General features: G+C 68.5%; 22 protein-coding genes and 1 tRNA gene. 11 read left to right on the forward strand and 12 right to left on the reverse strand.

All coding sequences use genetic code 11. From position 1 onward, the window contains the following. Nucleotide 1: 1 nt before the first annotated feature. Nucleotides 2–74, reverse strand: a tRNA-Met gene (locus KHB019_RS13550). 108 nt (nt 75–182) lie between these two features. On the opposite strand from KHB019_RS13550, the gene KHB019_RS13555 reads away from it, so the two are divergent. Next, the gene (locus tag KHB019_RS13555; protein WP_230103729.1) at nt 183–500 is read left to right on the forward strand and encodes a DUF4229 domain-containing protein; all 318 of its coding nucleotides are present in this window, start codon (nt 183–185) and stop codon (nt 498–500) included. Between the two features lie 20 nt (nt 501–520). Here KHB019_RS13555 and KHB019_RS13560 read toward each other — a convergent pair whose 3' ends face one another. Genes KHB019_RS13560 through KHB019_RS13570 form a run of 3 tightly spaced genes read right to left on the reverse strand, consistent with a single transcriptional unit; the run spans nt 521 to nt 2,299 of the window. Then, nucleotides 521–1,489: a 1,4-dihydroxy-2-naphthoate polyprenyltransferase gene (locus KHB019_RS13560; RefSeq protein WP_337459198.1), complete on the reverse strand. Its 969-nt coding sequence runs from the start codon at nt 1,487–1,489 to the stop codon at nt 521–523. Between the two features lie 31 nt (nt 1,490–1,520). Continuing rightward, nucleotides 1,521–1,811: a DUF4287 domain-containing protein gene (locus tag KHB019_RS13565; RefSeq protein ID WP_230103731.1), complete on the reverse strand. Its 291-nt coding sequence runs from the start codon at nt 1,809–1,811 to the stop codon at nt 1,521–1,523. A gap of 35 nt (nt 1,812–1,846) precedes the next feature. Next, nucleotides 1,847–2,299, reverse strand: a complete 453-nt coding sequence (locus KHB019_RS13570; protein ID WP_325471993.1) for an Lrp/AsnC family transcriptional regulator — start codon at nt 2,297–2,299, stop codon at nt 1,847–1,849. A 71-nt stretch (nt 2,300–2,370) separates the two neighbouring features. Here KHB019_RS13570 and KHB019_RS13575 point away from each other — a divergent pair, with 71 nt between their 5' ends. Next, nucleotides 2,371–3,789, forward strand: a complete 1,419-nt coding sequence (locus tag KHB019_RS13575) for a DUF6421 family protein (RefSeq protein ID WP_337459199.1) — start codon at nt 2,371–2,373, stop codon at nt 3,787–3,789. A 33-nt stretch (nt 3,790–3,822) separates the two neighbouring features. After that, a complete protein-coding gene (locus tag KHB019_RS13580) occupies nt 3,823–4,464 on the forward strand; it encodes an SDR family NAD(P)-dependent oxidoreductase (RefSeq protein WP_337459347.1) in 642 nt (213 codons plus the stop codon). Between the two features lie 9 nt (nt 4,465–4,473). Here KHB019_RS13580 and KHB019_RS13585 read toward each other — a convergent pair whose 3' ends face one another. After that, nucleotides 4,474–5,865 carry an MFS transporter gene (locus KHB019_RS13585; protein ID WP_337459200.1) on the reverse strand — a complete coding sequence of 464 codons (1,392 nt, stop codon included), beginning with the start codon at nt 5,863–5,865 and terminating at the stop codon, nt 4,474–4,476. Between the two features lie 70 nt (nt 5,866–5,935). Between KHB019_RS13585 and KHB019_RS13590 the strand changes: the two genes are divergently transcribed. Next, nucleotides 5,936–7,015 carry a threonine aldolase family protein gene (locus KHB019_RS13590; RefSeq protein ID WP_337459201.1) on the forward strand — a complete coding sequence of 360 codons (1,080 nt, stop codon included), beginning with the start codon at nt 5,936–5,938 and terminating at the stop codon, nt 7,013–7,015. A 97-nt stretch (nt 7,016–7,112) separates the two neighbouring features. Here the strand turns inward: KHB019_RS13590 and KHB019_RS13595 are convergent, their stop codons facing one another. After that, nucleotides 7,113–7,712 carry an NUDIX hydrolase family protein gene (locus KHB019_RS13595; RefSeq protein ID WP_230103736.1) on the reverse strand — a complete coding sequence of 200 codons (600 nt, stop codon included), beginning with the start codon at nt 7,710–7,712 and terminating at the stop codon, nt 7,113–7,115. 44 nt (nt 7,713–7,756) lie between these two features. Here KHB019_RS13595 and KHB019_RS13600 point away from each other — a divergent pair, with 44 nt between their 5' ends. Beyond that, the gene (locus KHB019_RS13600; protein ID WP_337459202.1) at nt 7,757–8,410 is read left to right on the forward strand and encodes an alpha/beta hydrolase; all 654 of its coding nucleotides are present in this window, start codon (nt 7,757–7,759) and stop codon (nt 8,408–8,410) included. Here KHB019_RS13600 and KHB019_RS13605 read toward each other — a convergent pair. Continuing rightward, a complete protein-coding gene (locus tag KHB019_RS13605; protein WP_337459203.1) occupies nt 8,399–8,710 on the reverse strand; it encodes a hypothetical protein in 312 nt (103 codons plus the stop codon). The genes KHB019_RS13600 and KHB019_RS13605 overlap by 12 nt on opposite strands. A 279-nt stretch (nt 8,711–8,989) precedes the next feature. Between KHB019_RS13605 and KHB019_RS13610 the strand changes: the two genes are divergently transcribed. Then, nucleotides 8,990–10,696 carry an ABC-F family ATP-binding cassette domain-containing protein gene (locus KHB019_RS13610; protein WP_230103739.1) on the forward strand — a complete coding sequence of 569 codons (1,707 nt, stop codon included), beginning with the start codon at nt 8,990–8,992 and terminating at the stop codon, nt 10,694–10,696. Here the strand turns inward: KHB019_RS13610 and KHB019_RS13615 are convergent. Further along, a complete protein-coding gene (locus KHB019_RS13615; protein ID WP_230103740.1) occupies nt 10,689–11,102 on the reverse strand; it encodes a DUF6157 family protein in 414 nt (137 codons plus the stop codon). The two genes, KHB019_RS13610 and KHB019_RS13615, sit on opposite strands and share 8 nt — an antisense overlap. A 70-nt stretch (nt 11,103–11,172) precedes the next feature. Between KHB019_RS13615 and KHB019_RS13620 the strand changes: the two genes are divergently transcribed. The 4 genes from KHB019_RS13620 (at nt 11,173) to KHB019_RS13635 (ending at nt 17,995) form a co-directional block, all read left to right on the forward strand. Further along, entirely contained in the window at nt 11,173–15,879 is a 4,707-nt protein-coding gene (locus KHB019_RS13620) for an Lhr family ATP-dependent helicase (protein ID WP_337459204.1), read from the forward strand. 2 nt (nt 15,880–15,881) lie between these two features. After that, nucleotides 15,882–16,742: an EI24 domain-containing protein gene (locus KHB019_RS13625; protein WP_325471999.1), complete on the forward strand. Its 861-nt coding sequence runs from the start codon at nt 15,882–15,884 to the stop codon at nt 16,740–16,742. After that, nucleotides 16,735–17,508: a DNA-formamidopyrimidine glycosylase family protein gene (locus tag KHB019_RS13630; protein WP_337459205.1), complete on the forward strand. Its 774-nt coding sequence runs from the start codon at nt 16,735–16,737 to the stop codon at nt 17,506–17,508. The genes KHB019_RS13625 and KHB019_RS13630 overlap by 8 nt, the downstream gene beginning before the upstream one ends. Nucleotides 17,509–17,587: 79 nt before the next feature. Next, complete coding sequence (locus KHB019_RS13635; RefSeq protein ID WP_230103744.1) at nt 17,588–17,995, forward strand: transferase; 408 nt, start codon at nt 17,588–17,590, stop codon at nt 17,993–17,995. Nucleotides 17,996–18,003: 8 nt separating this feature from the next. Here the strand turns inward: KHB019_RS13635 and KHB019_RS13640 are convergent, their stop codons facing one another. From KHB019_RS13640 to KHB019_RS13650, 3 genes are read right to left on the reverse strand one after another with little or no spacing between them, the layout of a single operon-like run. Then, a complete protein-coding gene (locus KHB019_RS13640; RefSeq protein ID WP_325472001.1) occupies nt 18,004–19,830 on the reverse strand; it encodes a PhnE/PtxC family ABC transporter permease in 1,827 nt (608 codons plus the stop codon). After that, complete coding sequence (gene phnC / locus KHB019_RS13645) at nt 19,827–20,723, reverse strand: phosphonate ABC transporter ATP-binding protein (protein ID WP_230103746.1); 897 nt, start codon at nt 20,721–20,723, stop codon at nt 19,827–19,829. Before phnC ends, KHB019_RS13640 begins: the two co-directional genes overlap by 4 nt. A gap of 41 nt (nt 20,724–20,764) precedes the next feature. Continuing rightward, complete coding sequence (locus KHB019_RS13650; protein WP_337459206.1) at nt 20,765–21,712, reverse strand: PhnD/SsuA/transferrin family substrate-binding protein; 948 nt, start codon at nt 21,710–21,712, stop codon at nt 20,765–20,767. 148 nt (nt 21,713–21,860) lie between these two features. On the opposite strand from KHB019_RS13650, the gene KHB019_RS13655 reads away from it, so the two are divergent. After that, nucleotides 21,861–22,469 (forward strand): LysR substrate-binding domain-containing protein, encoded by a 609-nt coding sequence (locus KHB019_RS13655; protein WP_337459207.1) that lies wholly within the window; start codon nt 21,861–21,863, stop codon nt 22,467–22,469. Between the two features lie 14 nt (nt 22,470–22,483). On the opposite strand, the gene KHB019_RS13660 is transcribed toward KHB019_RS13655, so the two are convergent. After that, nucleotides 22,484–25,018: an ATP-dependent Clp protease ATP-binding subunit gene (locus KHB019_RS13660; RefSeq protein WP_337459208.1), complete on the reverse strand. Its 2,535-nt coding sequence runs from the start codon at nt 25,016–25,018 to the stop codon at nt 22,484–22,486. Nucleotides 25,019–25,060: the final 42 nt, after the last annotated feature.

Below are 25,060 nucleotides of genomic sequence, written 5' to 3' on the forward strand. Positions count from 1 at the left end.
GACGCGACGGCGGGAGTCGAACCCGCTGCACTTCCGGGTATGAACCGGAGCCCGGGACCACCCGGATCGCCGCGATGACATCGACGCTACCGGCCGCGGTCCTGCACTCCCAGCATCCGCGCGAAGATCTCGCAATACGACGAAGAATGTCGGGACGTTTCACGCCGATCTAGACTGGTGAGATGAAGTTGCCGCCTATTCTCGTGTACTCCGTGCTGCGGCTGCTGGCGTTTCTCGTACCTCTGGCGATCATGTGGTTCTTCTTCCCGATCCTGCGCGAATACTGGTGGCTGACCGTCATCTTCGCCGCGCTCATCGGTGCGAGCCTGTCGGTGCTGTTCCTCCGCAAGCCGCTCTCCGGGGCATCCGCCGACATCTACGAGCGCCGGGAGGCACGTGGCCCCGGCAAGCAGACGGGCGCACAGCAGGATGCCGGTGCCGAGGACGCCGCCATCGATGACGCGGCCCCCAGCGAGCCCAACCCTCCGCGCGAGAGCTGACGCTCGGCCGACGCTCGCCGTCAGCCCACGAAAGCCCAGTACAGCGCGCCGGCGTACAGCAGAGCCGTGAGCGAGGTCAGCCCCAGCGCCACGACGAGCTCGCGCGGCTGACGGTACGTCCACACGATGACGATCGCCGGGATGCCGGCGAGCAGCGCCATCAGCGCGAGCCAGGCGATCGGGTACAGCAGCGCGATGAAGGCTGCGATCAGGAACGGCACGACGATGAAGACGGTGAAGAGCACGCGCGTCGCGGGGCGGCCGATCTTCACGGTGAGCGTGCGCTTGCCCACCTCGCGGTCCTGATCGATGTCGCGGAGGTTGTTCGCGAGCAGCACGGCGCAACCGAAGAGCCCAGCGGCCACGGCGCCCAGCCACGCCTCCTGAGGCAGGTGGAACGCCTGAACCCACGTCGTGCCGAGCACGGGGACGAGCCCGAAGAACACGAAGACGAAGACCTCGCCGAGTCCCATGTAGCCATAGGGGCGCTTGCCGCCCGTGTAGAACCAGGCCGCGACGATGCAGGCTGCCCCGACCGCCAGCATCCACCATTGTCCGGTGCGGATGACGATCGCGAGGCCGACGAGGGCGGCGAGCGCGAAGAAGGACAACCCGATGATCAGCACCGTGCGCGGATTCACGCGGCCGGATGCCGTCAGGCGGGCAGGACCGACCCGATGGGCATCGGTCCCGCGGACGCCGTCGCTGTAGTCGTTCGTGAAGTTCACGCCGATCTGCAGCAGAACCGCGACCGCGAGGCAGGCGAGCGCGATGACCCAGTGCAGCTCACGATCGACGAGCTGCGCCGCCCCGGTGCCGATGACGACGGGGGCGACGGCGAGCGGCAGTGTGCGCAGACGGGCGGCCCCGATCCAGTCCTCCGCGGTGATCGGCGGAGCCTCGACGATGGGTCGCTTGGCCGGATTTCCGCTGGTGCGGACCGACTTCCGCTTCGTCGCCGACTTCTTGCGCTTCGAGGATGCTGCCACGGAGGGTCAGTTTAGTCGGCGCGCTGATGCGCTACGGATTCGGGTTGCTGTCCTTGCCGTCCAGCCACAGGGTGTCACTGGCGTCCGCATGCGTTCCACCGGAGTCGACGTGCTTGGCGGAGATCCGCGGGCCCTTCGTGATGACATGCACGATCGCCATGCCGTGGCCGCGACCGAGCTCGTAGTCCGCCTTCAACCACTCGAGGATCGGCGTGGCCTTGGTGCTCTGGTCGAAGCCTTTCTCACGAGCGAGGTCGACGATCTGGCGCGGCGTGAGTCCCGTCTTGGTCTCGACGGCATCGAGGTAAGCCTGGAATGACATGACCGCAGATTACCCTTCGACAGGCTCGGGGACCGCTAATCCGGCTCGACTGCGATCGGGCGATTCTCGTAATAGGTCTGCAGGACGATCGTTGTTCGCGTGCGCACATTGGCGACGGCGCGGATGGTGTTGACCAGCTCCTCCAGCGCCCGCGGAGACGCGACCCGCACGAACAGCATGTAGCTCGCCTCACCGGCGATGGAGTGACACGCCTCGATCTCGGCGAACTTCTCGAGGAGCTCCGGTGCGTCGTCTGGTTGCGCCGGGTCGAAGGGAGTGATCTCGATGAACGCCGACAAGGGCTTGCCCAGCGCCTCGGCGTCGAGAACCGGCCGGTACCCGGTGATCACGCCACGGGATTCCAGCCGTCGAAGCCGGGATTGCACGGCCGACGTCGACATCCCGACGGCGTCCGAGAGCTGAGCGAGCGTCGCCCGGGCGTCTCGGGAGATCTCGGCGATGATCCGGCGGTCGACAGCATCCTCCATAGGTGGAATAATATCGGCATACTTACGCTTTCGCCGGATATTTTCCGCTGAGTCATCGATCGGAGGTCCCGATGTCCACTCCTCTTCAGACCACTGCCATCATCGGCGAACCCGAGGTCGTCGAGGACGCAGCCCGCGCAGAGACCAGCGCAGCCTGGCGGATGCTGAAGGACGCGGCCATCGCGATCCGTGAACTGCAGGTGAAGGACGGATCGGTTCCGGATGCTGAAGCGCGCGACGCCGCGCAGCGACATGTCGCCGCGATCGTGGCCGGCATCCGCGCGCTCGCCCCGGCGTTCCCGCACGACGCCGAGTACCTCGCCGCGTCGGTGCGCGACTTCGAACGCTGGGCCGCGGAGGATTTCGGCATTCCGGACTTCCTCGACTCGCTCGTGGCCTTCCAGCCGCAGCAGCACCGCATCGACGGCATCCGGCACCTCGTGGTTTTCCCGATGTACACCCAGAACGGGTCGCCCGACCGGCTGGTCGAGGCCCTCATCGTCGAGACGATCTGGCCCGAGTTCATCGCCGAGCTCGAGGCGGGCGACTACGGCAACAAGCTGTTCGTCTCGCTGCGGCTGATCGACTTCACCCCCGGCTACGACACGAACTCGGCCGTGCTGTTCCCCGAGACGGTCGCGATGCGCGAGATCCCGACGTTCACGTGGGGCGCGATCTTCCAGGACCGCGAGGCCGCCCGGTACCGCCGCGTCGTCCGCGCTGCATCCGAGATCACCAAGCTCGAGCTGCCCGACGACGCCGCGCGGATGCTCGACGACCAGGACCTCACCGAGAAGACGTTCGTGATGTGGGACATCATCCACGACCGCACGCACATGCGCGGTGACCTGCCCTTCGACCCGTTCATGATCAAGCAGCGGATGCCGTTCTTCCTGTACTCGCTCGAAGAGCTGCGCTGCGACCTGACCGCTTTCAGGGAATCGGTCGCGATTCACCGCGCTCTCTCCGCACGCACCGACGAGCTCTCGCGTTCGGAGCAGGAGATGCTCGAGCACGCCGGGCTCGTGCAGTACGCCGTGATCTTCGACCGCATCTTCCGCTTCGCGATCACCGGTTCGCGCGTGCGCAACTACGACGGACTGGGCGGACAGCTGCTGTTCGCGTGGCTTCACCAGCACGGCGTGCTGCACTGGACCGACACCCGGCTCACCTTCGACTGGGACGGTGTGACCGATGCCGTCATCGCCCTCGGCGAGAGCATCGACGAGCTGTACTGGCGTTCCATCGACCGTCCGAAGACGGCGCACTGGCTGGCAGCCTACGAACTGGTGCGCAGCGTGCTGACGCCGAATCCGGCATCCGCCTGGGCTCGCGGCCTGTCGGACGAGGTTCTCGCCGGAGCTCCGAAGGGCTACACGGACGCGGTGATGGACGACGAGTTCCCGCTCTCGATGTTCTTCGAGGCGCTGGAGAAGAAGATGCGACCGGTGATCGAGTCGACCTCGGGCATCCGTGGCACGGATGGCTGACTCGGCCGAGCGCTCTGAAGCATCGGGCGCGTGATGACTGCTGAGGGACGCACGATCGTGCTCGCCGGGGGAACGAGCGCGGCGGGGATAGCGATCACGCGGGCACTGGTGGATGCCGGTGCCCGCGTGATCGCGACCGGCCGGTCTGCGGCCGGCCTCGGAGCCGCGCGGGATGCCGGTGCCGAGACGCACATGGCGGATGCGACCTCGCTCAAAGACATGAACAGGCTTGCTGGGGCGCTCGAGGCCGTCGACGCGGTGATTCCGCTGGTCGGCGGCTGGCGCGGGGGCGGCGGACTCATCGGACAATCCGATGATGACTTCGCCGCCCTCCTGCCGGCGCTTGAGGCCGTCCGTGCGACGTCGCGCGCGTTCGACGCGCTGTTGCACGCGTCGGATGCCGGACGCTTCGCGATCGTGTCATCAACGGCGGTCGCCCGCCCCCTCGCCGGGGGCGCGAACTACGCGGCGGTGAAGGCTGCGAGTGAAGCGTGGGCGCGCGCCCTCGCGCACGGGTTCGCGAAGCACGCTCGGGATGCCGGCGAGCCGCTGCGTGCGGCATCCGTCATCTTCCGAGCCAAGGCGCTTGAGCCGGATGCTCTTGCAACGGCCGTTGTCCGGCTATGGGATGCCGCGGCGGACGAGCTGAACGATCGCGTGATCGAACTGGGCTGAAGCCGAACGTCAGTCGCGCCGCTCCGGCGGGACGCCGGGGACGACCGGCGGAGCATCCGCGGTATCGGGTCCGTCCGGGATCTGCTGCTCGGGTGCGTTCTCGTAGAGCAGCGTGAGCTTGCGGTAGGAACGGGTGAAGAACGCCAGACCGGCGGCGACGACCATGATGAGCCCGGCGAACAGGCAGACCAAGGCGATCCCGCGCGCATCTCCCTCGCCGAGCAGCCAGCCCCACCGCTGTCGACCGGCCGAGCTGTCCATGTACGGGATGATGAGGAACTCGGCGATCGGGGCGATGAGGAACGCCGTGACCGGAGCCGCACTCGCCTCGACCGCTGCCGCTGTGCCGAACACGCGCCCCTGCCTCTGGAAGGGCACCACCTTCTGGATCACGGTCTGCTCCGCCGCCTCGACCGGCGGCACGAGCATCATGTAGAACCACATGCCGACCACGTAGAGCGGCCACCACTCGCGCAGCATGAACACCGCGCCGAGCAGCCCCATCGCGATCACGACGAGCAGCATCGTGCGCACCGGCCGCTTACCGAGCCCGAACTTGGCCACCAGCGCGCCGCCGATGAGGAAGCCGGTCGATGCGAACGCCAGGGCGATCCCCCACAGTTGAGCGTTGAACAGCGTCAGCCCGTACGGGTCCATCAGCGCCATGTAGACGCCGCCGATGAGGTTGTTGAACGTCGAGAAGATGATCAGGGCGAACAGGCCGGCCGCCATCCGGATCGCCTGCACACTGCCGCGGAAGTCGAGGGCGCCGGAAGAGTTCGGGTCTGGGACGGGCTCCGCCTCGGGAATCCGGATGAACAGCAGATGCACGAAGGTCACGCCCATGAAGAAGATGGCGATGACCAGGGTCCATCCCATGCCGAGGAAGCCGATCGACAGCCCGGAGAACACGCTCGTCACCAGGAACGCGATTCCCTGCACCGTTCCGACCAGGCCGTTCGCGTTGGCCCTCTTCTCCTCATCGATCAACAGGGTCACCGTCGTCGACAGCGCGATGTTGCGCAACTGCTCGATCACACCTCCGAGCAGGATGATGCCGGCGAACACCCAGAACCACGGCGCCCCGAGGTCGAGCAATTGCGCCTCGGTGAAGAACAGATACAGCACGCCCGCGGCGCCGAAGGCGACGGCCGAGACGACGCTCGAGAGCAGCATGACGGCGTGTTTGCGGTGCCGGTCGACGACGGTACCGAACACCATCGCGAACAGCGCGACGAAGAGCATGTAGGCCCCGCCGATGATGCCCGTTGCAAGCACCGACTGCGTCTCGATGTACACCCAGAATGTCAGCGCGAACCACAGGAAGCTCGTCGTCACATTGGCGATGAGCGTGTTGACCAGGACGCCTGCGAACGCCCGCCGAGCCGCGGTTCGGTCCATGCGGAAAACACTAATCATGGGGACGGACATTGCACAGAGCCAACGGAAACTTCGCAAGTAGGCTTGTGCGGTGAGCACTCTGCATGACCCACTCCATGACCCTGATATCCGGGGATTCGCGTCGGACAACTACTCCGGCATCCACCCCGAAGTCCTCGCGGCGATCGCGGCGGCGAATGAGGGCCACCAGATCGCCTACGGCGAGGACCAGTACACCGAGCGGCTGCAGGAGGTCTTCCGCAGCCACTTCGGCGACGGCATCCAGGCTTTCCCGGTCTTCAACGGCACCGGCGCGAACGTCGTCGGCCTGCAGTCGATGCTCCCGCGCTGGGGCGCGGTGATCGCGGCATCCACCGCCCACATCAACGTCGACGAGGGCGGCGCTCCCGAGCGCATGGGCGGCATGAAGCTGCTCACCGTCCCGACGGATGACGGCAAGCTCACCCCCGAGCTCGTCGACCGCGAGGCCTGGGGCTGGGGCGACGAGCACCGCGCGCAGCCGCTGGTCGTCTCGATCACGCAGTCCACCGAGCTCGGCACGCTGTACACCCCCGATGAGATCCGCGCCCTCGCGGACCACGCGCACGAGCGCGGCATGCGCCTGCACATGGACGGCTCACGCATCTCGAACGCCGCAGCCGCGCTCGATCTGCCGTTCGCCGCCTTCACCCGCGATGCCGGCGTCGACGTGCTGAGCTTCGGCGGCACCAAGAACGGCGCCATGCTCGGGGAGGCGATCGTGGTGGTGAACCCCGAGGCGTCCGACGGTCTCATCTACAGCCGCAAATACTCGATGCAGCTGGCCTCCAAGATGCGCTTCGTCTCGGCTCAGCTCATCGCACTGCTCGAAGGCGACCTGTGGAAGCGCAACGCCTCGCACTCGAACGCGATGGCCGCGCGCCTGAGGACCGGCATCGAGGCGGGGATCGCCGACGGCACGATCCGCGGCGTCGAGTTCACCCAGCCCACCCAGGTCAACGGCGTCTTCGCGACGCTGCCCGAGGGCATCGCCGACCAGCTGCGCGACGTGTTCCGCTTCTACGACTGGGATGCCGCGCGGCGCGAAGTCCGCTGGATGTGCAGCTTCGATACGCAGGAGTCCGACGTCGACGCGTTCATCGCCGCGCTGGGACGCCTGACGACCGCCTGAAGGCGCGCGAGACCCCGTCTTGTCTCCGAGGCCCCGTCGTAATCTCGGATCTACGACGGGGTGTCGAGCGTAAGACGGGGTCTCGGCGGGAAGGTGCTCAGCGCAGCAGGCCGAGGCTGGCGAGCGCGGTGCGGATCAGCGCGCCCCGTCCGCCTTCCATCTCGTCGGAGACGGCATCCGATGCCGCTTCCTCCGGCGAGAACCAGGTGACCTCGAGGGCGTCCTGACGCGGCTCGCACGTTCCGGTGACAGGCACGACGAACGCGAGCGACACCGCATGCTGCCGGTCGTCGTGATACGCGCTGACACCGGGAAGCGGGAAGTACTCGGCAACGGTGAACGGCACCGGCTGCGGAGGCAGGAGCGGAAAGGCCATCGGGCCGAGGTCGTTCTCGATGTGGCGGAACAGCGCGTCGCGCACGGTCTCACCGAACCGCACGCGTCCGGACACGATCGTGCGAGTCATCTCACCCAGCGGCGTCGAACGCAGCAGGATGCCGAATTCGGTGACCTGACCAGTGCCATCCGTGCGCACGGGGATGGCCTCGACGTACAGCATGGGCAGACGACGCCTAGCCTCGGCGAGCTCGAACTCGCTCAGCCAGGCCGGATTGTTCGCGTCGGAGGGCAGCTCGCTGTACTGCGAGAGATCGTCGCTCTCGCCGTCAGGGTCTGGATCTGGTGTGCGCACCGCCATGATCCATTTCTACCAGTGTCGGTGCGCGCTGGCAGGATGGCTGTGTGAGCGACCTCCTGAATATCGATGCGGATGCCACTCGCTGGGCGCCCGCGCACCGTGACGGCCTGCCGCTTCTCGTGATGCTGCACGGCTACGGCTCGGACGAGAACGACCTCTTCGCGCTGCGACCGTTCCTGCCCGAGGGGATCGCCGTGGCATCCGTGGCCGCGCCCCTCACCCCGCCGTGGCCGTCACCCGGTCGCTCCTGGTACCCGATCGAGGGGTTGGAGAGCCGCAGTTCCGAGGCGACGACCGCGGCGGCCGAAGCTCTGCTGCGTTGGCTGGACGCCGAGGCGGCCGATGTCCCGAAGGTCGCGCTGCTCGGCTTCTCGCAGGGCGCTGCCGTGTCGTTGCAGGCCATGCGTTTGGATGCCGCCCGCTTCGGCGCGATCGTCGCCCTGAGCGGCTACGCGACGCCCGGCGATCTTCCCGACGACGAGGGGCTGCGCGCGTCGAAGCCTCGGGTGTTCTGGGGCCGAGGCACCAACGACGACGTCATCCCCCAGCCGCTGATCGATCACACAGCGCAGTGGCTTCCCGACCACTCCGATCTCACCGGGCGGGTCTATCCCGGCCTGACGCACAGCGTCTCCGAGGACGAGCTGCTGGATGTGCGGGTCTTCCTGGAGAAGTGGCTGGACGACTCAGCGGACTGAGCCGCCGTCCCGGTCATCGGTGTCCGGATCGATGTCCGACCCGCTTGCCCCAGAGGCTTCGTCATCGAAGGTCGGGTCCGCCGCGACGTCGTCTGCCGTGTCGTCAGGGCGCTGACGGCGACCCGCTGCGCCGAACGCCAGCGCGAAGGCGATGCCGATGGCAATGCCGATCGCGATGCCCAGGCCCATGTTGTCGAGTGCGGAGCCCATCGCGACGCCGACGCCTATGCCGAGGGCGATGCCGATTCCCCAGCTCGCGCGCTGGCGGGCCTCGCCGGTGCTCATGTCCCTGTCAGCCATCCTTCAACGGTACGCGCGGGAGGTCGGGGCGGCATCCCCTCACGACGGACAGCGCAACACGCCCGACGGTTGCGCAGTGCGACACGCCCGGGTAGCATCGACGAGTCCTGTCCGCCGTGTTTGGAAGTTCATTGATCTGAGTCGTCGCCTCCGCGCCCATCTTTCCGCGCGCTGACACGACCATTCCTCACGGCCTCGCCCGGCCGATCCGGCGCTCGCTCCGACGCGCCCCGGCCGGCTGCCGGTGTCAGTGCATTCGCACACCCCGGAGACAGACTCATGCACGCACCAACCACACACTCATCGGTCACCCTCGACCGCATCACCCTGACCTGGGCCGACGGCCAGACGGCACTCGACGACGTCACCGGTTCGTTCAGCGCCGGCAGGACAGGACTCGTAGGACGCAACGGGTCAGGCAAGTCGACGCTGCTGCGCCTCATCGCCGGCGACCTCGAGCCGACCTCCGGCGCGATCGTCACGGCAGGCGACGTGGCGTACCTGCCGCAGCGCCTGACGCTCGACACGGATCGACGGGTCGCCGAGCTCCTCGGCATCGCCGCGCCGTTGGACGCCGTCCGTTCGATCGCCTCCGGCGACGTCGACCCGGCGCACTTCGATGCCGTCGGCGACGACTGGGACATCGAGGCGCGCGCCGAAGTGGCCCTCGCCGACGCAGGCCTTGACCCGTCGTTCCTCGACAGGAGCGTCGGAGAGCTGTCGGGCGGCGAGGCCGTGCTCGTCGCCATCGCCGGCATCCGCCTGCGCCGCGCGCCCATCACGCTGCTCGACGAGCCGACCAACAATCTCGACCGCGAGGCGCGAGCCAAGCTCGCCGCGATGGTGCACGCCTGGAAGGGCACACTCATCGTGGTCAGCCACGATGTCGCGCTGCTCGAGCTGATGGATGACACGGCCGAGTTGTACGCACACACCCTCAGCGTGTTCGGCGGGCCGTACTCGGAATGGCGCGCCTGGCTGGAGGCCGAGCAGAACGCCGCGCGTCAGGCAGAGCGCGATGCCAAGCAGAGCCTCAAGAAGGAGAAGCGTCAGCGGATCGAGGCCGAGACGAAGCTCGCGGGTCGCGCTCGTGTCGCCAACAAGGCCTTCGTGGAGAAGCGCGTGCCCAAGATCATCGCGAACGGGCGGAAGATGGCCGCGCAGGTGTCGTCCGGCAGGCTGCGCACGGAGGTCGCCGAGAAGGAGAGCATCGCCCGCGAGGCTCTCGACGCGGCCGGGCATCGCGTCCGCGGGGATGCCTCGATGAAGATCGAGCTGCCGGATCCCGATGTGGCCAGGAGCCGACGCATCGCGACCATCAGTGACGCCGAGCGGTCCTGGGTGGTCCAGGGGCCCGAGCGCGTCGCCATCGTCGGTGCCAACGGCGTCGGAAAGACGACGCTGCTGCAGCGGCTGGTGGCATCCGGCACCCCGCATAACTCCGGAGTTTCTTCGCAGATCCGCGCCGATTCGGCCGCGGAGCGCGCCGAACAGCAGATTCTCCGGAGTTATGCGGCTGAGACGGATCCGCCGACCGTCGACGCGCACGCCCACACCGACCGCATCGGGTATCTGCCGCAGCGGATCGACGGACTCGACGATTCGCGTTCGGTGATCGAGAACGTGGCACTGGCGGCACCGGAGATTCCCGAGAAGGAGCTGCGCAACCGCCTCGCCCGCTTCCTCATCCGCGGGAACACGACGGATCGCGCGGTGAGCACGCTGTCGGGCGGTGAACGCTTCCGGACGGCTCTGGCGACGCTGCTGCTCGCCGACCCGGCCCCGCACCTCGTCGTCCTCGACGAACCGACGAACAACCTCGACCTCGACACGGTCGATCAGGTCGTCGAGGCGCTGCGCGCCTACCGGGGCGCGGTGCTCATCGTCAGCCACGACGACGCGTTCCTCGCCCGACTCGATCTCGATCTGATCCTCGAGATCGAGGCCGATGGACGGTTGACCGAGGTCGCCGCGCTGACTACTTAGCGCGACTGCTGCGCATCGCCCTGGTGTGCGCGAGCGACGAGTCGGCGGCGAGTGCCGCGTACTCCTCGGAATCTCGCGGCACCAGGGCGACGCGTCCCTCCGCATCGTGGTGCGTGCCCCAGCCGTAGCGCTTGCCGAGCGGCGACGACCGGAGGCACGGCTGCCCCTTCGAGAAGAACTCCGCGCGAGCCGCCGCGTCGCTCGGATCGATTCCCCTCCGCAGGGCGTGAGTCTCGAAGAGAACGTCATCCGACGTGCGCCCGTATGGCTTCTCGGAGATCAGCCGGTAGTGCAGCGCGGCGATCGACAGGTTCTCCGCGATCGGCGGTTCGGCACCGTGATCTATCGGACAGTCCTCTGATACCTCGATGAACGTGCCGCTGTAGTTCGTCGTGTGGTCGGTCATGACACCACCATCCCCCGCGGCGCCGACATTGTCGAGAGCGCATGTCGGATGCCTGCACGATGATGGACATGTGGGTGATGTCCTCGACCGCTTCACCCCGGCCACGCAGGACTGGTTCCGGGGTGCATTCGCCGCGCCCACGAACGCGCAGGCCGGAGCCTGGGATGCGATCTCGGCCGGCAAGCACGCGCTCGTGGTCGCACCGACCGGTTCCGGCAAGACGCTGTCGGCGTTCCTCTGGGCGATCGACAGCGTGTTCCGCGAGAAGGCGGATGCCCCTTCGACAGGCTCAGGAACCGATGCCACCGGCACCCGCATCCTGTACATCTCGCCCCTGAAGGCGCTCGGCGTCGACGTCGAGCGCAACCTCCGGTCGCCGCTGGTCGGCATCGGCCAGTCGGCTCGCCGGCTCGGCATCCATGCCCCAGGCGTCACCGTCGGCGTCCGATCCGGTGACACCACATCAAGCGATCGACGCAAGCTCGTCTCGAATCCGCCGGACATCCTGATCACGACGCCGGAGTCGCTTTACCTGATGCTCACCAGCCGCGCCGGCGAGACGCTCCGAGGCGTGCACACGGTGATCATCGACGAGGTGCATGCGGTCGCCGCGACCAAACGCGGAGCGCATCTCGCCGTGAGCCTGGAGCGTCTCGACGCGCTCCGGCGGACCGCGGGGGCGGATGCCGCGGCGCAGCGCATCGGCCTGTCGGCGACCGTGCGCCCCATCGATGAGGTGGCACGGTTCCTGGGCGGGTCGGCGCCCGTCGAGATCGTCGCCCCCAAGGCGTCGAAGACGTTCGAGCTGACCGTGACCGTCCCGATGGACGACATGACCAATCCGCCTCCTCCGCCCGGCGCTCCAGACGCTTCGGCCGACACGGACGCCGAGTACACCGAGGTCACCGGGTCGGTGTGGCCGCACGTCGAAGAGGCCATCGTCGACCGCATCCTCGAGAACAACTCGACCATCGTGTTCTCGAACTCCCGCCGCCTCGCCGAGCGCCTCACCGGCCGGCTCAACGAGATCTACTCCGAGCGGATCGGCGTCCCACTTCCCGACTCGTCAGCGCCTCCGGCCGCCATGATGGCCCAGGCCGGTTCCACCGCAGGCGCCGACCCCGTGCTCGCCAAGGCGCACCACGGCTCCGTCTCGAAGGAGCAGCGGGCACTCGTCGAAGAAGAGCTCAAATCGGGCGTCCTGCGCTGCGTCGTCGCGACCAGCAGTCTCGAGCTCGGCATCGACATGGGCGCCGTCGACCTCGTGATCCAGGTCGAGGCCCCGCCGTCCGCGGCATCCGGTCTGCAACGCGTCGGGCGAGCCGGTCACCAGGTCGGCGAGGTGAGCCGCGCGGCACTCTTCCCCAAGCATCGCGGCGACGTGCTGCACACCGCGATCGTCACCGAGCGGATGCTGGCCGGCAAGATCGAGGCGATCGCCGTGCCGCGCAATCCGCTCGACATCCTCGCCCAGCAGACGGTCGCCGCGTGCGCGCTGGACGCGATCAGCGTCGAGGAGTGGTTCGAGACGGTGCGGCGCTCGGCGCCGTTCCAGTCGCTGCCGCGCTCGGCGTTCGAGGCGACGCTGGACCTGCTCGCCGGACGGTTCCCGTCGGACGAGTTCGCCGAGCTGCGCCCTCGACTCGTCTGGGACCGGGATGCCGGCACCCTCACCGGACGCCCCGGCGCGCAGCGCATCGCGGTCACCAGCGGCGGGACGATCCCCGACCGCGGGCTGTTCGGGGTCTTCGTCGCCGGCGAGGGCGCCGGTCGGCGCGTCGGCGAGCTGGATGAGGAGATGGTCTACGAGTCGCGCGTCGGCGACGTCTTCACGCTCGGCACGACGAGCTGGCGGATCGCCGAGATCACCCACGACCGGGTGAACGTGCTTCCGGCCTACGGGCAGCCGGGCAAGGTGCCGTTCTGGCACGGCGACGGCATCGGTCGTCCCTACGAGCTCGGGGAGGCGCTCGGCGCGTTCTCGCGCGAGGTGGATGCTGCGCCGCCGGAGAAGGCCTCCCAGCGTCTGATCGACGCGGGTCTCGACGAGCAGGCACGGGCGAATCTGCTCGCACACCTCCACGAGCAGCGCGAGGCGACCGGCACGCTGCCCACCGACCGGAACCTCACCGTCGAGCGCGGTCGCGACGAGGTCGGCGACTGGCGCGTCATCCTGCATTCCCCGTACGGCATGAAGGTGCACGCACCGTGGGCGCTGGCCATCAATGCGCGCGTCCGCGAACGTCTCGGCGTCGAAGGTTCGGCGGTGGCGAGTGACGACGGCATCATCGTTCGAATTCCGGATGCCGACGCCGAGCCACCCGGCGCCGACCTGTTCGTCTTCGAAGCCGACGAGATGGAGCACATCGTCACCGAGGAGGTCGGCGGTTCGGCGCTGTTCGCCTCGCGGTTCCGCGAGTGCGCCGCGCGTGCTCTGCTGATGCCCCGGATGAACCCGAACAAGCGCACGCCGCTCTGGCAGCAGCGGCAGCGTTCGGCGCAGCTGCTCGAGGTGGCCAGGCGCCACCCCACGTTCCCTGTCATCCTCGAGACGCTGCGCGAAGTGCTGCAGGACGTCTACGACCTGCCGTCGCTGCGCCGGCTCACGAACGCGATCGCCGAGCGTCGCGTGCGGCTCGTCGAGACTGAGCCAGCCCAGCCCTCGCCGTATGCGCGCGACCTGCTGTTCGGGTACGTCGGCGCGTTCATGTACGAGGGCGATTCGCCGCTGGCCGAGCGCCGGGCAGCCGCGCTCTCGGTGGATCCGGCACTGCTGGGCGAACTGCTCGGCACGGTGGAGATGCGCGAACTCCTCGACCCAGAGGTCATCGCTCAGTTCGAGCACGAGGCGCAGCGGTTGGACCCCTCGCGGCGAGCCCGAGGGCTCGAGGGCGTCGCCGATCTGCTGCGCACGCTCGGCCCGCTGGATGCCGCCGAGGTCGCTGCGCGGCTGGAGCCGGAGGACTCGACTTCCCCCCGCGGGTCGTTCAGCGAGCCGAAGGGGAGACGAAACGGGCTGAGCGAGGACGGCGACGCCGACCGAGTCGAAGCCGCCTCTGAAGCCGAGGCGTCCTCCCACCTCGACGCTCTGATCACCGCGCGCCGTGCCATCCCGGTCACGATCGCCGGCACCGCACGGGTGGCGGCGATCGAGGATGCCGGGCGTCTTCGCGACGCTCTCGGCGCAGCGCTTCCCACCGGCATCCCGGTGGCCTTCCTCGAGCCGGTCGCCGATCCGCTCGGCGACCTGGTGTCGCGTCACGCGCGTACGCACGGACCGTTCACGACGGATGCCGTGGCCACGCGCTTCGGCCTGGGGGCAGCCGTCGCACGGCACACCCTGCAGCGACTCGAGCAGTCCGGACGCGTGACGAGCGGGTACTTCCTGCCCGACGCGGCCGGGAGCGCAACCGAGAACGAGTGGTGCGACACCGAAGTGCTCCGCCGGCTTCGGATGCGCTCGCTCGCCGCGATCCGCGGCAGCGTCGAACCGGTCGCACCGGAGGCGTACGCGCGGTTCCTGCCCGACTGGCAGCATCTCACCCGACCGCTCGAGGGCGTCGACGGGGTGTTGGCAGTGATCGAGCAGCTCGCCGGTGTGCCGATCCCGGCCAGCGCATGGGAATCGCTCGTACTGCCCTCACGCGTGCGCGACTACTCCCCCGCTCTGCTCGACGAACTCACGTCGAGCGGCGAGGTCGTCTGGGCCGGGCACGGCACCCTGCCGGGGCGCGACGGCTGGGTGTCGCTGCATCCCGCAGACCTGGCGCCGTTCACGCTGCCGATCCCCGAACCTGTCGAGGGAGCGGATGACGCGCTCGAACAGGCTCTGCTCGATGCGCTCAGCCGCGGGGGCGCATACTTCGCAGCGCAGCTCAAGGAGATGGCCGGAGCCGAGAACGAGCAGTCGGTGCTCGAGGCCTTGTGGAGCCTGACGTGGTCCGGCCGCGTGACCAACGACACGTTCGCACCGGTGCGGACCCTGCTCGCCGGCGGATCGCAGGCGCACAAGTCTGTGCGGCGGGCTCCGCGCACCCGGACATTCCGCGGGGTCTCGTTCTCGAGCGCAGGGCAGACTGCTCGGCCGACAGCCACGGGTGGACGCTGGTCGCTGCTGCCGGCGGACGCTGCCGCCCCCGCAGGGAGCGAGTCGCGCGCCAGCCGCAGGGCGACCGTGTCGGCAGGCCTTCTGCTCGACCGCTACGGGGTGGTGACGCGCGGCGCGGTGCAGTCCGAGGGGACACCGGGCGGCTTCGCGCAGGCGTACCGCATCCTGGCGGGCTTCGAACAGGCGGGACACTGCCGTCGCGGCTACGTCATCGAGAAGCTGGGAGCCGCCCAGTTCGCGGCATCCACCACCGTCGATCGCCTCCGCACCTTCGCGAATCTGCCCGACCCTGTTCCGATGCGTGCCATCACGCTCGCCGCCACCGACCCGGCGAATCCGTACGGTGCGGCGCTCGCGTGGCCACGCCGAGAGGGCGTCTCGCACCGACCCGGCCGCAAGGCCGGCGGCCTCGTCGTGCTCGTCGATGGATCGCTCGTGCTGTACCTCGAGAGGGGCGGCAGGACCGTGCTGGCCTTCGACGATGATCCAGAAGCGCTGCGTGCCGCGGCATCCGATCTCGTCGCGACCTCGCGCGCGCGGCGTCTCGAGACCCTCACCGTCGAGAAGATCAACGGTGAGCCGATCTACGGCACGACATTCGCGACGGCGTTGCAGGAGGCGGGTTTCGTCGCCACCCCACGTGGCTACGCCCTTCGGAAGGTGATCTGAGCATGTTCCGCGAGTTCTTCGCCGGCGTCGGGACGCTGCTGCGCGGCTTCCGGATGTGGAAGACGCACACGCGACTCATGGCGCTCGGCCTCATCCCCGCGTTCATCGCCTGGGCCGTGCTGCTCGCGGCCATCATCCCGCTCCTGATCTGGCTCGGACCCATCACCGACTGGATGACGCCGTTCGCCGACGGCTGGAGCGAGCCATGGCAAGCGCTGGTGCGGTTCGGACTCGGCGCCGTGATCATCGTCGCGGCTCTGGCACTGGCGGCCGCCGTCTTCACCGCCCTCACCCTCACGATCGGCGACCCGTTCTACCAGCGGATCTGGCGCGGCATCGAGCGATCGCTCGGCGAGGAGCCCACCGGCGAGACCGGATTCTGGTCGACGGTCGGCGAGGGCATCCGGCTCGTCCTGATGGGTCTCCTCGTCGCGCTGCTGACGTTGCTGATCGGGTTCATCCCCGTGATCGGCGGGATCGCGGCGACCGTCATCGGCGTGCTGCTGAACGGACGGGTTCTGGCCCGCGAGCTCACCGGCCGAGCATTCGATGCCCGTGGACTGACCGGATACTCGCGATCAGGGATGCTGCGCGCCGGTCGTGCACGCGTCATCGGGTTCGGGGTCGCGACGCAGCTGTGCTTCCTGGTGCCGTTCGGTGCGATCGTCACGATGCCGGCCGCTGTCGCCGGCTCGACCCTGCTCGCCCACGACCTGCTGCGTCGGGCGAAGCCCGGGCAGCAGGTGGCGCAAGGTGTCGTCTCCACGCCCGCCGGGCGGCGCGAAGCGACACCTCCCGTTGCGGACGGCGCCCCGGCGCCCGTCTCCCCGCCTCCTCCGCCGCCGGGATACTCGCGTGCCTGAGGGCGACACCGTCTTCCGCACTGCGAGACGACTCGACGACGCTCTCGCCGGGCACGAGGTCACGCGATTCGACCTGCGTGTCCCCCAGGCCGCCACTGCCGATCTCACCGGTGCGACGGTCCAGAGTTGTGTCGCGCGCGGCAAGCATCTACTGCTGCGCATCGGCGAGTACACGCTGCATTCGCATCTGCGCATGGACGGCGCCTGGTTCGTCTACCGACCCGGTGACAAGTGGCGGCATCCGGCGTTCAAGGTGCGCGCGATCGTGGGCACGGCCCAGCACGAAGCCGTGGGCGTCGACATCGCCGACATCGAGCTCGTCCGGACCCGTGACGAGGATCAGATCGTGGGTCACCTCGGCCCCGACCCGCTGTCCGAGCACTGGGACGCCGCCGAGGCGGCGCGGCGCGTGAGCGCGGATTCGCGCAGCATCCACGTCGCCCTTCTCGACCAGCGGAACGTCGCGGGCTTCGGCAACGAGTACGCCGCTGAACTGCTGTTCCTGCGCGGAATCCTGCCGACCACGCCCGCTGCGGACGTCGATTCTGCAGCCCTCGTCGACCTCGGTGCGCGCACGATCCGCGCGAATCGCGACCGCGCCGATCGCACCTTCACAGGCGTGAACCGGCCAGGTCAGACCACCTGGGTCTACGGGCGCGGGAATCGTCCGTGTCGACGCTGCGGAACCTCGATCCGACGCGGTGAACAGGGCGCCGATCCGACGCGCGAGCGGGTCACTTTCTGGTGCCCGAGCTGCCAGCGCTGAAGATCATCCCTGAGCGGGAATGAATCCCCCTCTCCCGTGGTTGTTGATATATCCGGGGATGTCCGGACTGGGAGGAATCTTGGGTAAGAACTACATCGATATCGAGGACGACCAGGGCACGACGCTGCGTTACCGCAAGCACGTCAACGGCCGTGGCCTTGTCGCGCACGGCGCGAAGGTGCATCCGAAGGCCGTTGTCGAGGTCGGCGCCTATATCGAACCAGGGGCTCGCGTAGGCGCAGGAGCCAGGGTGATCCGCGGAGCGTGGATCGAACCGGATGCCGTGATCGGCGAGAACGCCTACATCGACGCCCATGCCCACATCGGCCAGGGCGCCGCCGTCGGAGACGGGGCACATATCGGCGTCCGCACCGAGATCGGGGCAGGGGCGCGCATCGCGCGCGGAGCGAAGATCGGCGACGACGAGATCGTCGCAGCTGGCCTGCGGATCGCCACCGACCGCAAGGGGTTGTGGCTGGCGGCGTGAGCCCCCTGCTACTTGAGCGCCCGGCGAATCAGGATCGACGCGCTCTCGACGAGCACGACCATCCCAATGATGACGAGCACGTAGGCGAGCACCTCGTCGAAGTGCCGCCCCTGCAGAGCGTTCAGCAGCAGGAATCCGATACCGCCGGCGCCGACGATGCCGAGCAGCGTCGCGGAGCGGATGTTCTGCTCGAGCAGGTACATGAGGTGGCTGACCATCGCTGGGACCGACATCGGCATCGTCGATGAGAAGAACACCTGCGTGCGGGTGCTGCCACCCGCCTCGAGAGCGCGCTCCGGGCCGTTCGGCACCTCTTCCATCGAGTCGCCGATGAGCTTCGCAAGCAGACCCACACCGCCGATGCCGAGCGCCAACGCGCCCGCCTGCGGTCCGATGCCGGCCGCGATGATGAACAGGATCGCGACGACGAGGTCCGGGATGGCGCGGATCACCAGCGCGATCCCACGGAAGGTGTTGCGCACCCAGCTGTTCGGCGCGACGTTGCGGGCCGAAAGCGGCCCGACCACCGCGGAGATGATCGCGCCCATCAGGGTCGCTGCGAAGGCGATCTGGATGGTCGTGACCACCGCAGCCAGAACGTCGTCCCAGCCGCGGCTGCCGAAGTGCGGCGGCCAGATCGCGCGGTCGCGCGTCGGATCGACGATCTCGTTCCACGACGGCGAGAACATCCTGGTGACGTCGGGCGCCGTGTAGAGGAATGCACCGACCACGACGAGGATGCCGAGCCAGATCCACAGAGTATTGCTGACGCGGCTGCGATCCCACGGTCGATGCATGGCTGCCTCGATGCGCGCGTTGCGGTCCTGCGTCCTGATCGTGCCGGTGCTCGTGGCGCCCTCGGTGGATACTCGGTTGCGCGCGACGGCGCGGGCGACCGCGTTCCCAAACCCCCTGCCGGTGGGCTGCACGCCGAGCAGCTTCGTGCGCAGCAACGACGAGACGATCTCGAAAAGCACGCAGAGGACGATGATGATGACGACGATCGGGATGACGCGGCGCATGCCGGCTGGTCCGCCGTGCAGCGCCTCATCGAGCTCGTAGCCCACACCGATCACGCCGACGACACCGAGGATGACCGTGCCGCGCAGGTTGATGTCAGCCCGGTGCAGGGTGACGGCCACCCAGGCCGGCAGCACCTGCGGCACGACGCCCGACCAGAACTCCTGCGCCTTCGAGCCACCCGCGGATCGGATCGCGAGGCGCGGCCCCTCGTCGATCTGCTCGATCGCGTCGGCGAACATCTTCGAGATCATGCCGACCGAGTGCAGGCCGACCGCGACGATCGCGGGCAGCATCCCGGAATTGAACCAGAGGAACGCGAAGACGACGACGAACACGACATCCGGAATCGCGCGGGCGACGACGCCGATCCCGCGGCAGAGCCCGAGCACCAGGCCGTGCGGGGTCGTGTTCCTGGCTGCGCCGTACGCGACGGGAACCGACAGCACTGCGGCGAGCGCTGTGCCGGCGACGACGAGTGCGAGCGTGATGACGATGGTGAGGAACATCTCCCAGATCGGCTCGAAGCCGACCCAGGTCGTGGTGAAGATCTTGGCGCCGCCGGCACCGACCTCAGCCGTGACGTTCCACCCCGGCCACTGCATCGGCAGCGCCATGCTCAGAAATCGCGAGATGTTGTGCCCTGTGGTCTCCAGGCTCTTCAGGCTGTAGTCCAGGCCGATGAACGACCAGACGCCGAGGCCGAGGATCGCGATGATGACGCCGTAGGAGACGACACTCGACAGTCGGGGCGCCGGACGCGGAACGGTCGCGATGCGTTCTGCGAGAGCGGGGCGCTCCGCGGTGATCGTCATGCGGGCTCCTCGTTCGCGAAGTCCTCGGCGAGGCGTTCGCGGGATGCCGAGCGCTCCGCCTCGCGCTCGCGGATCTGCTCGCGCGCCTCGGCGAGCTCGTCCTCGAGTGCCTGGATCTCGCTCGTCGTCGTGGCGACACGGCCGTAGATCTCCATGACCTCTTCGCGGCTGAGGCCTTGGGTGTGCATGTCGAGCACGACCTGACCGGCGCGCAGGCCGACGATACGGTCGCCCCAACTGAGCGCGAGGTCGACCTGGTGCAGCGAACAGATGACTGTGAGCGAGCGCTCGGCGGCGATCTCGCGGATCAGCGCCATCACCTGGCTGCTCGACTCGGGGTCGAGAGACGCGACCGGCTCGTCGGCGAGCAGGATCTCTGGATCCTGCATGAGCGCACGGGCGATCGCGACGCGCTGCTGCTGCCCACCCGAGAGCTGGTCGGCCCGCTGGTACGCGAACTCGAGCAGGCCGACGCGGTCGAGATGACCGAGGGCCTTCTCACGCTGGGCGCGGGGATAGGTGAAGATGCCGACGCGCGGGCCACGCAGCGTCGACAGGCCACCGGTGAGCACGTTCTCGAGCACCGTGAGTGCTCCGACGAGCTCGAACTGCTGGAAGATGAACCCGATGCGGCCGCGCAGTGCACGGAGGTCGCGCCCTCGCAACGAGGCGACGGATTCGCCGAGCGAGACGACTGCACCCTCTGTGGGAACTTCAAGTCCGTTCACATGACGCAGGAGCGTCGACTTGCCCGAGCCCGAGAGCCCGAGCAGCACGACGATCTCGCCGGGTTCGACGGACAACGACACCCCCGAGAGAGCCGGGGCCTTGGCTCCGGGGTACGTCTTGCCCAGATCAGTGATCCGGACGGCGGGGGTGTCGCTGTTCGTCATGTGCATTGCTCCTGGCTGCGTCTACGTGGTCGGAGTCAGGGTCAGGCCTGGCAGGCCTCGACCTCGTCGGCGATCTCTGTGCACAGGGTGCGGATCAGGTCGTAGTACGCGTCGTCGACCTTGCCGAAGCCGAACCAGCCGTCGGTGAGGAACTCGTTGAGCTCGATTCCGGCGTCGGTCAGGTCCGACTGCGTGCTGTCGGCGAGGGCAGCGGTGAGCTGGTCCTTGACGTCCTGCGGCAGAGCGGCCTGCATCACGATCGGCGCTGCGGGAACCTGCACGCGCGTGACTTCTTCGAGCTCGCCCGACTCGATCAGCGGGTCGGCGTCGATGTCCTGCGCGAACCCGACCTGGCAGTCGGTGCCCTGGGCGACCTTCTTGGCGTTGAGGTCGTGCTCCTCGCCGAACAGGCGGTTGTCGTCGGAGACGGTGACACCGGCCTCGAGCAGGCCGCCCATCGGAACGGCGAAGCCCGAGGTGGAGGTCGGGTTGACGAAGCAGACCGGCTGGTCGGCGAAGTCCTCGAGGGACGTCACGTCGGTCGCTGCCGGGTTCTTGACGGCGACGGAGAAGTAGCCGGGCTCGGCGCCCTCCTGGGTGATCTGCGCACCGATCGGCTCGATGTCGGCGCCGGCGTTCTGCGACTGGAAGTACGTGAAGGCCGAGATCTGCGCGATGTCGATCTGGTCGGCGGCGAGGCCCTGCACGACGGCGGTGTAGTCCGTTGCTTGGAAGAACTCGACGTTCTTGCCGGTGATCTCGGCGATCCAGTCGGCGATCGGCTGAGCGTCCTGGTCGGCGCCCTCGTGGTCGGGGAGGACGGCGAAGACGAGCGTGTCGGAGTCGCCGGAGGCGAAGGTGCCCTCACCGGCATCGGCGGTGCCGCCGTCGGTCGAGGAGTCGGCAGTGTCCGCGGCACACGCCGTGAGACCGAAGGCGAGGGTGAGACCAGCGGCGATCGCGAGACCGCGCTTGAGGGTGGACTGCATGGGGGAACCTTTCGAAGGTGCGGGTGCAGGGTGAATTGTTCGGCAGAGCAGCCGACGTGACGAGCTAAAGCCCGCCCAGCGACGTGCGCGGAGCGAGATCCTGACCGCACCGTGAACTCGACATGAACAGCCGAGTACCCTGAAACGCATGGCATCGCCCTCGTCCCAGCCCCGCGCCTTTCGGTTAGGGGCCGTCCCCGGAGCGACCCCCGGCAAGTGGATCGACACGTGGAAGCAGCGGATGCCCCGGGTGCCGCTCGAACTCGTGCCGATCGAGGTGGCTACCCAGCGCGCCGCTCTCGAGGATCTGGATGCCGCGCTCGTTCGCCGCCCGATCGACGACCCCGACGAGCTGCACGTGATCCCGCTGTACGAAGAAGTGCCCGTGGTCGTGGCATCCGCTGAATCGCATCTCATGGCGGCGGACGAGCTGACAGCCGAGGACCTCGCCGGCGAGGTGCTGATCACGCCGCTCGACGACGTGCTCGGCCCGCTCGGCCTGCCGACCATCGCGCCGAACTTCCCGGCCCTGGCGACCACGGAGGATGCCGTCGCGACGGCGGCGACGGGGGTAGGCATCGTGGTCGTGCCGATGTCGCTGGCGCGCCTGCATCAGCGGAAGGATGCCGGTTACCGGCCGCTCCTGGACGCGCCGACGTCCTCCGTCGCGCTCGCCTGGCTGCGAGATCGCACGACGGAGGACGTCGAGACCTTCATCGGGATCGTCCGCGGTCGCACCGCGAACTCCTCCCGTTAGGGGCGGCCGCCAGATCAGCCGACCAGCACCGGCACCCCGACACGGAGACCGTCGCCCGCGGCATCCACCCGCACGGCGCCGCCGTCGGTGAGCTCACCGGATACCAGCAGGTCGGCGATGCGGTCGTCGACCTCGCGCTGGATGAGCCGGCGCAGCGGCCGGGCGCCGTACTCCGGCTCGTAGCCGTGCTCGCCGAGCCAGTCGACCGCGGCATCCGTCACCTCGACCGACACGGAACGCGATGCGAGCCGCGCCGTCGTCGCACCGAGCATGAGCCGCACGATGCGACCCAGTTCGTCACGCGACAGCTTCTGGAACAGCACGATCTCGTCGATGCGGTTCAGGAACTCCGGACGCATGGCCTCGCGGAGCTTGCCCATGACGCGAGCGCGCAGGTCGGCGGCGGACGCGAACCCGTTGGCCGAGGCATCCTGCGACGAGACGAATCCGAGCGCACCTGAACGCGAGGCGAGGAACTCCGAGCCGATGTTCGAGGTCATCACGATCACCGTGTTGCGGAAGTCGACCGTGCGGCCCTGACCGTCGGTCAGGCGCCCGTCGTCGAGCACCTGCAGAAGCAGGTTGAACACGTCGGGGTGCGCTTTCTCGATCTCGTCGAACAGCACGATCGAGTACGGGTTTCGCCGCACACGCTCGGTCAACTGGCCCGCCTCGTCGTAACCCACGTATCCCGGAGGGGCGCCGACGAGGCGCGACACGGTGTGCCGCTCGCCGAACTCGCTCATGTCGAAGCGGATCACGGCGTTCTCGTCGTCGAAAAGGCGGTCGGCGAGCGACTTCGCGAGCTCGGTCTTGCCGACACCGGTCGGGCCGAGGAACAGGAACGATCCGACAGGGCGACGGGCGTCGCCCATGCCGGTGCGGCTGCGGCGAACGGCGCGAGCGACCGCGGTGACGGCGGCGTCCTGCCCGATCACACGGGCGTGCAGCTCGGTCTCGAGGTCGGCGAGACGCTCGCGCTCGCCTTCCGTCAGACGGCTGGCGGGGATGCCGGTGGCACGAGCGATCACTTCGGCGATCTCTCGCTCATCGACGACGGCGTCGGCCTCGTCGGTGCGGCCGGATGCCGAGTCGATCCGAACCTGCGTGGCAGTGATCTCGTCGCGCAGATGCGAAGCCTCCTCGTACTTCTCCGCGGAGACGGCGGCGTTCTTGCGCGCTTCGAGATCAGCGAGCTCGGTGAGAAGCGCGGACGTGTCGACGGGCAGGCCGAGCTTCAGCCGCAGTCGGGCTCCGGCCTGGTCGATGAGGTCGATCGCCTTGTCGGGCAGCACGCGGTCGGGCAGGTATCGGGCGCTCATGCTCACGGCTGCGCGAAGAGCGGCATCCGTGTACGTCACGGCGTGGTGCTGTTCATACGCATCCTTCAAGCCCTCGAGAATCAGGACGGCATCCGTGATGGACGGCTCATCGATCTTCACGGGCTGGAAGCGGCGCTCCAGCGCCGGGTCCTTCTCGATCTGGCGGTATTCCTTGAGCGTTGTCGCGCCGACCATGTGCAGGTCGCCGCGGGCGAGCCGGGGCTTCAGGATGTTTCCGGCATCCATCGCACCGTCGCCGGCACCGCCAGCGCCCACGACCGTGTGCACCTCGTCGATGAAGACGATGACCTCGTCCTTGCGGGCGGCGATCTCGTCCATCGTCTTGGTCAGACGCTCCTCGAAATCTCCGCGATAGCGCGTGCCGGCGAGCATGCCCGGCAGATCGAGGGTGATCACGCGGCGGCCGGCCAGCTGCGCTGGGACAGCACCGTCGACGATCGCCTGGGCGATACCGTCGATGATCGCGGTCTTGCCGACGCCGGCCTCGCCGATCAGCACGGGGTTGTTCTTCGTCCGGCGGCTGAGGATCTCGATGGTCTGCTCGATCTCGTCGCTGCGGCCGATCACCGGGTCGAGCTCGCCGGCACCGGCGCGGGCGGTGAGGTCGATGCCGTACTTGTCGAGCATGGGCGAGTCGGATGCTGTGGACTCTCCCTCTGTATCCGAACCATCGACCGGGGCCGACACGTGCTCGCGCGCGCCCTGAGTGAGCGCCTCGGCGGTCACGCCGGCGCGCGCGAGGACCTGCCCGGCCGGCACGTCCTGGCCGAGCACGAGCGCGAAGAACAGGTGCTCGGGGTCGATGTAAGTCGCGCCGGAGGAACGGGCGACCTGGTACGCGTGGAACAGCGCTCGGCTCGCGCTCGACGTGATGGTCGCGGCGTCGACGGCCGTCGCCTCGCCGGGCAGCGGGAGGCGCGACTCGACGGCCTCGATGATCTGTGCCGGGTCGACGCCGATGTTCTCGATCGCGCGCACCACGGTGTCGTCCTCGACGATCATGCGCAGCACGTGCAGAGCGTCGAGCTCGGTCTGGCCGCGCTCGAGGGCGAATCGACCTGCGCGCTGCAGAATGCGCTGTGTGCGCGCGGTCAGGAAGCGACTGAGATCGATGGATCGGGCCTGTCGGGACTGCTCGCCCGCAAGGTATCGGGCGAGAAAGTCGTCGAAAGAGCCGGCGCCGGTGTCGCTGAAGTCGTTGGGCACGTTTCCTCCTGAAAGTTGAGCGGACTTCGCTCAGGTATGAAG

It is taken from the genome of Microbacterium sp. KHB019, from assembly GCF_037285405.1.
GTDB lineage: Bacteria > Actinomycetota > Actinomycetes > Actinomycetales > Microbacteriaceae > Microbacterium.

Bases quoted from the DNA above. Each gene is read 5' to 3' on its own strand.
- KHB019_RS13575 (WP_337459199.1), top strand. From the start codon at position 2,371: ATGTCCACTCCTCTTCAGACCACTGCCATCATCGGCGAACCCGAGGTC.
- KHB019_RS13650 (WP_337459206.1), bottom strand. From the start codon at position 21,712: ATGCAGTCCACCCTCAAGCGCGGTCTCGCGATCGCCGCTGGTCTCACC.
- KHB019_RS13565 (WP_230103731.1), bottom strand. From the start codon at position 1,811: ATGTCATTCCAGGCTTACCTCGATGCCGTCGAGACCAAGACGGGACTC.
- KHB019_RS13615 (WP_230103740.1), bottom strand. From the start codon at position 11,102: ATGACCGACCACACGACGAACTACAGCGGCACGTTCATCGAGGTATCA.
- KHB019_RS13655 (WP_337459207.1), top strand. From the start codon at position 21,861: ATGGCATCGCCCTCGTCCCAGCCCCGCGCCTTTCGGTTAGGGGCCGTC.
- KHB019_RS13580 (WP_337459347.1), top strand. From the start codon at position 3,823: ATGACTGCTGAGGGACGCACGATCGTGCTCGCCGGGGGAACGAGCGCG.
- KHB019_RS13595 (WP_230103736.1), bottom strand. From the start codon at position 7,712: ATGGCGGTGCGCACACCAGATCCAGACCCTGACGGCGAGAGCGACGAT.
- phnC (WP_230103746.1), bottom strand. From the start codon at position 20,723: ATGACGAACAGCGACACCCCCGCCGTCCGGATCACTGATCTGGGCAAG.
- KHB019_RS13625 (WP_325471999.1), top strand. From the start codon at position 15,882: ATGTTCCGCGAGTTCTTCGCCGGCGTCGGGACGCTGCTGCGCGGCTTC.
- KHB019_RS13610 (WP_230103739.1), top strand. From the start codon at position 8,990: ATGCACGCACCAACCACACACTCATCGGTCACCCTCGACCGCATCACC.
- KHB019_RS13640 (WP_325472001.1), bottom strand. From the start codon at position 19,830: ATGACGATCACCGCGGAGCGCCCCGCTCTCGCAGAACGCATCGCGACC.
- KHB019_RS13605 (WP_337459203.1), bottom strand. From the start codon at position 8,710: ATGGCTGACAGGGACATGAGCACCGGCGAGGCCCGCCAGCGCGCGAGC.
- KHB019_RS13585 (WP_337459200.1), bottom strand. From the start codon at position 5,865: ATGGACCGAACCGCGGCTCGGCGGGCGTTCGCAGGCGTCCTGGTCAAC.
- KHB019_RS13555 (WP_230103729.1), top strand. From the start codon at position 183: ATGAAGTTGCCGCCTATTCTCGTGTACTCCGTGCTGCGGCTGCTGGCG.
- KHB019_RS13570 (WP_325471993.1), bottom strand. From the start codon at position 2,299: ATGGAGGATGCTGTCGACCGCCGGATCATCGCCGAGATCTCCCGAGAC.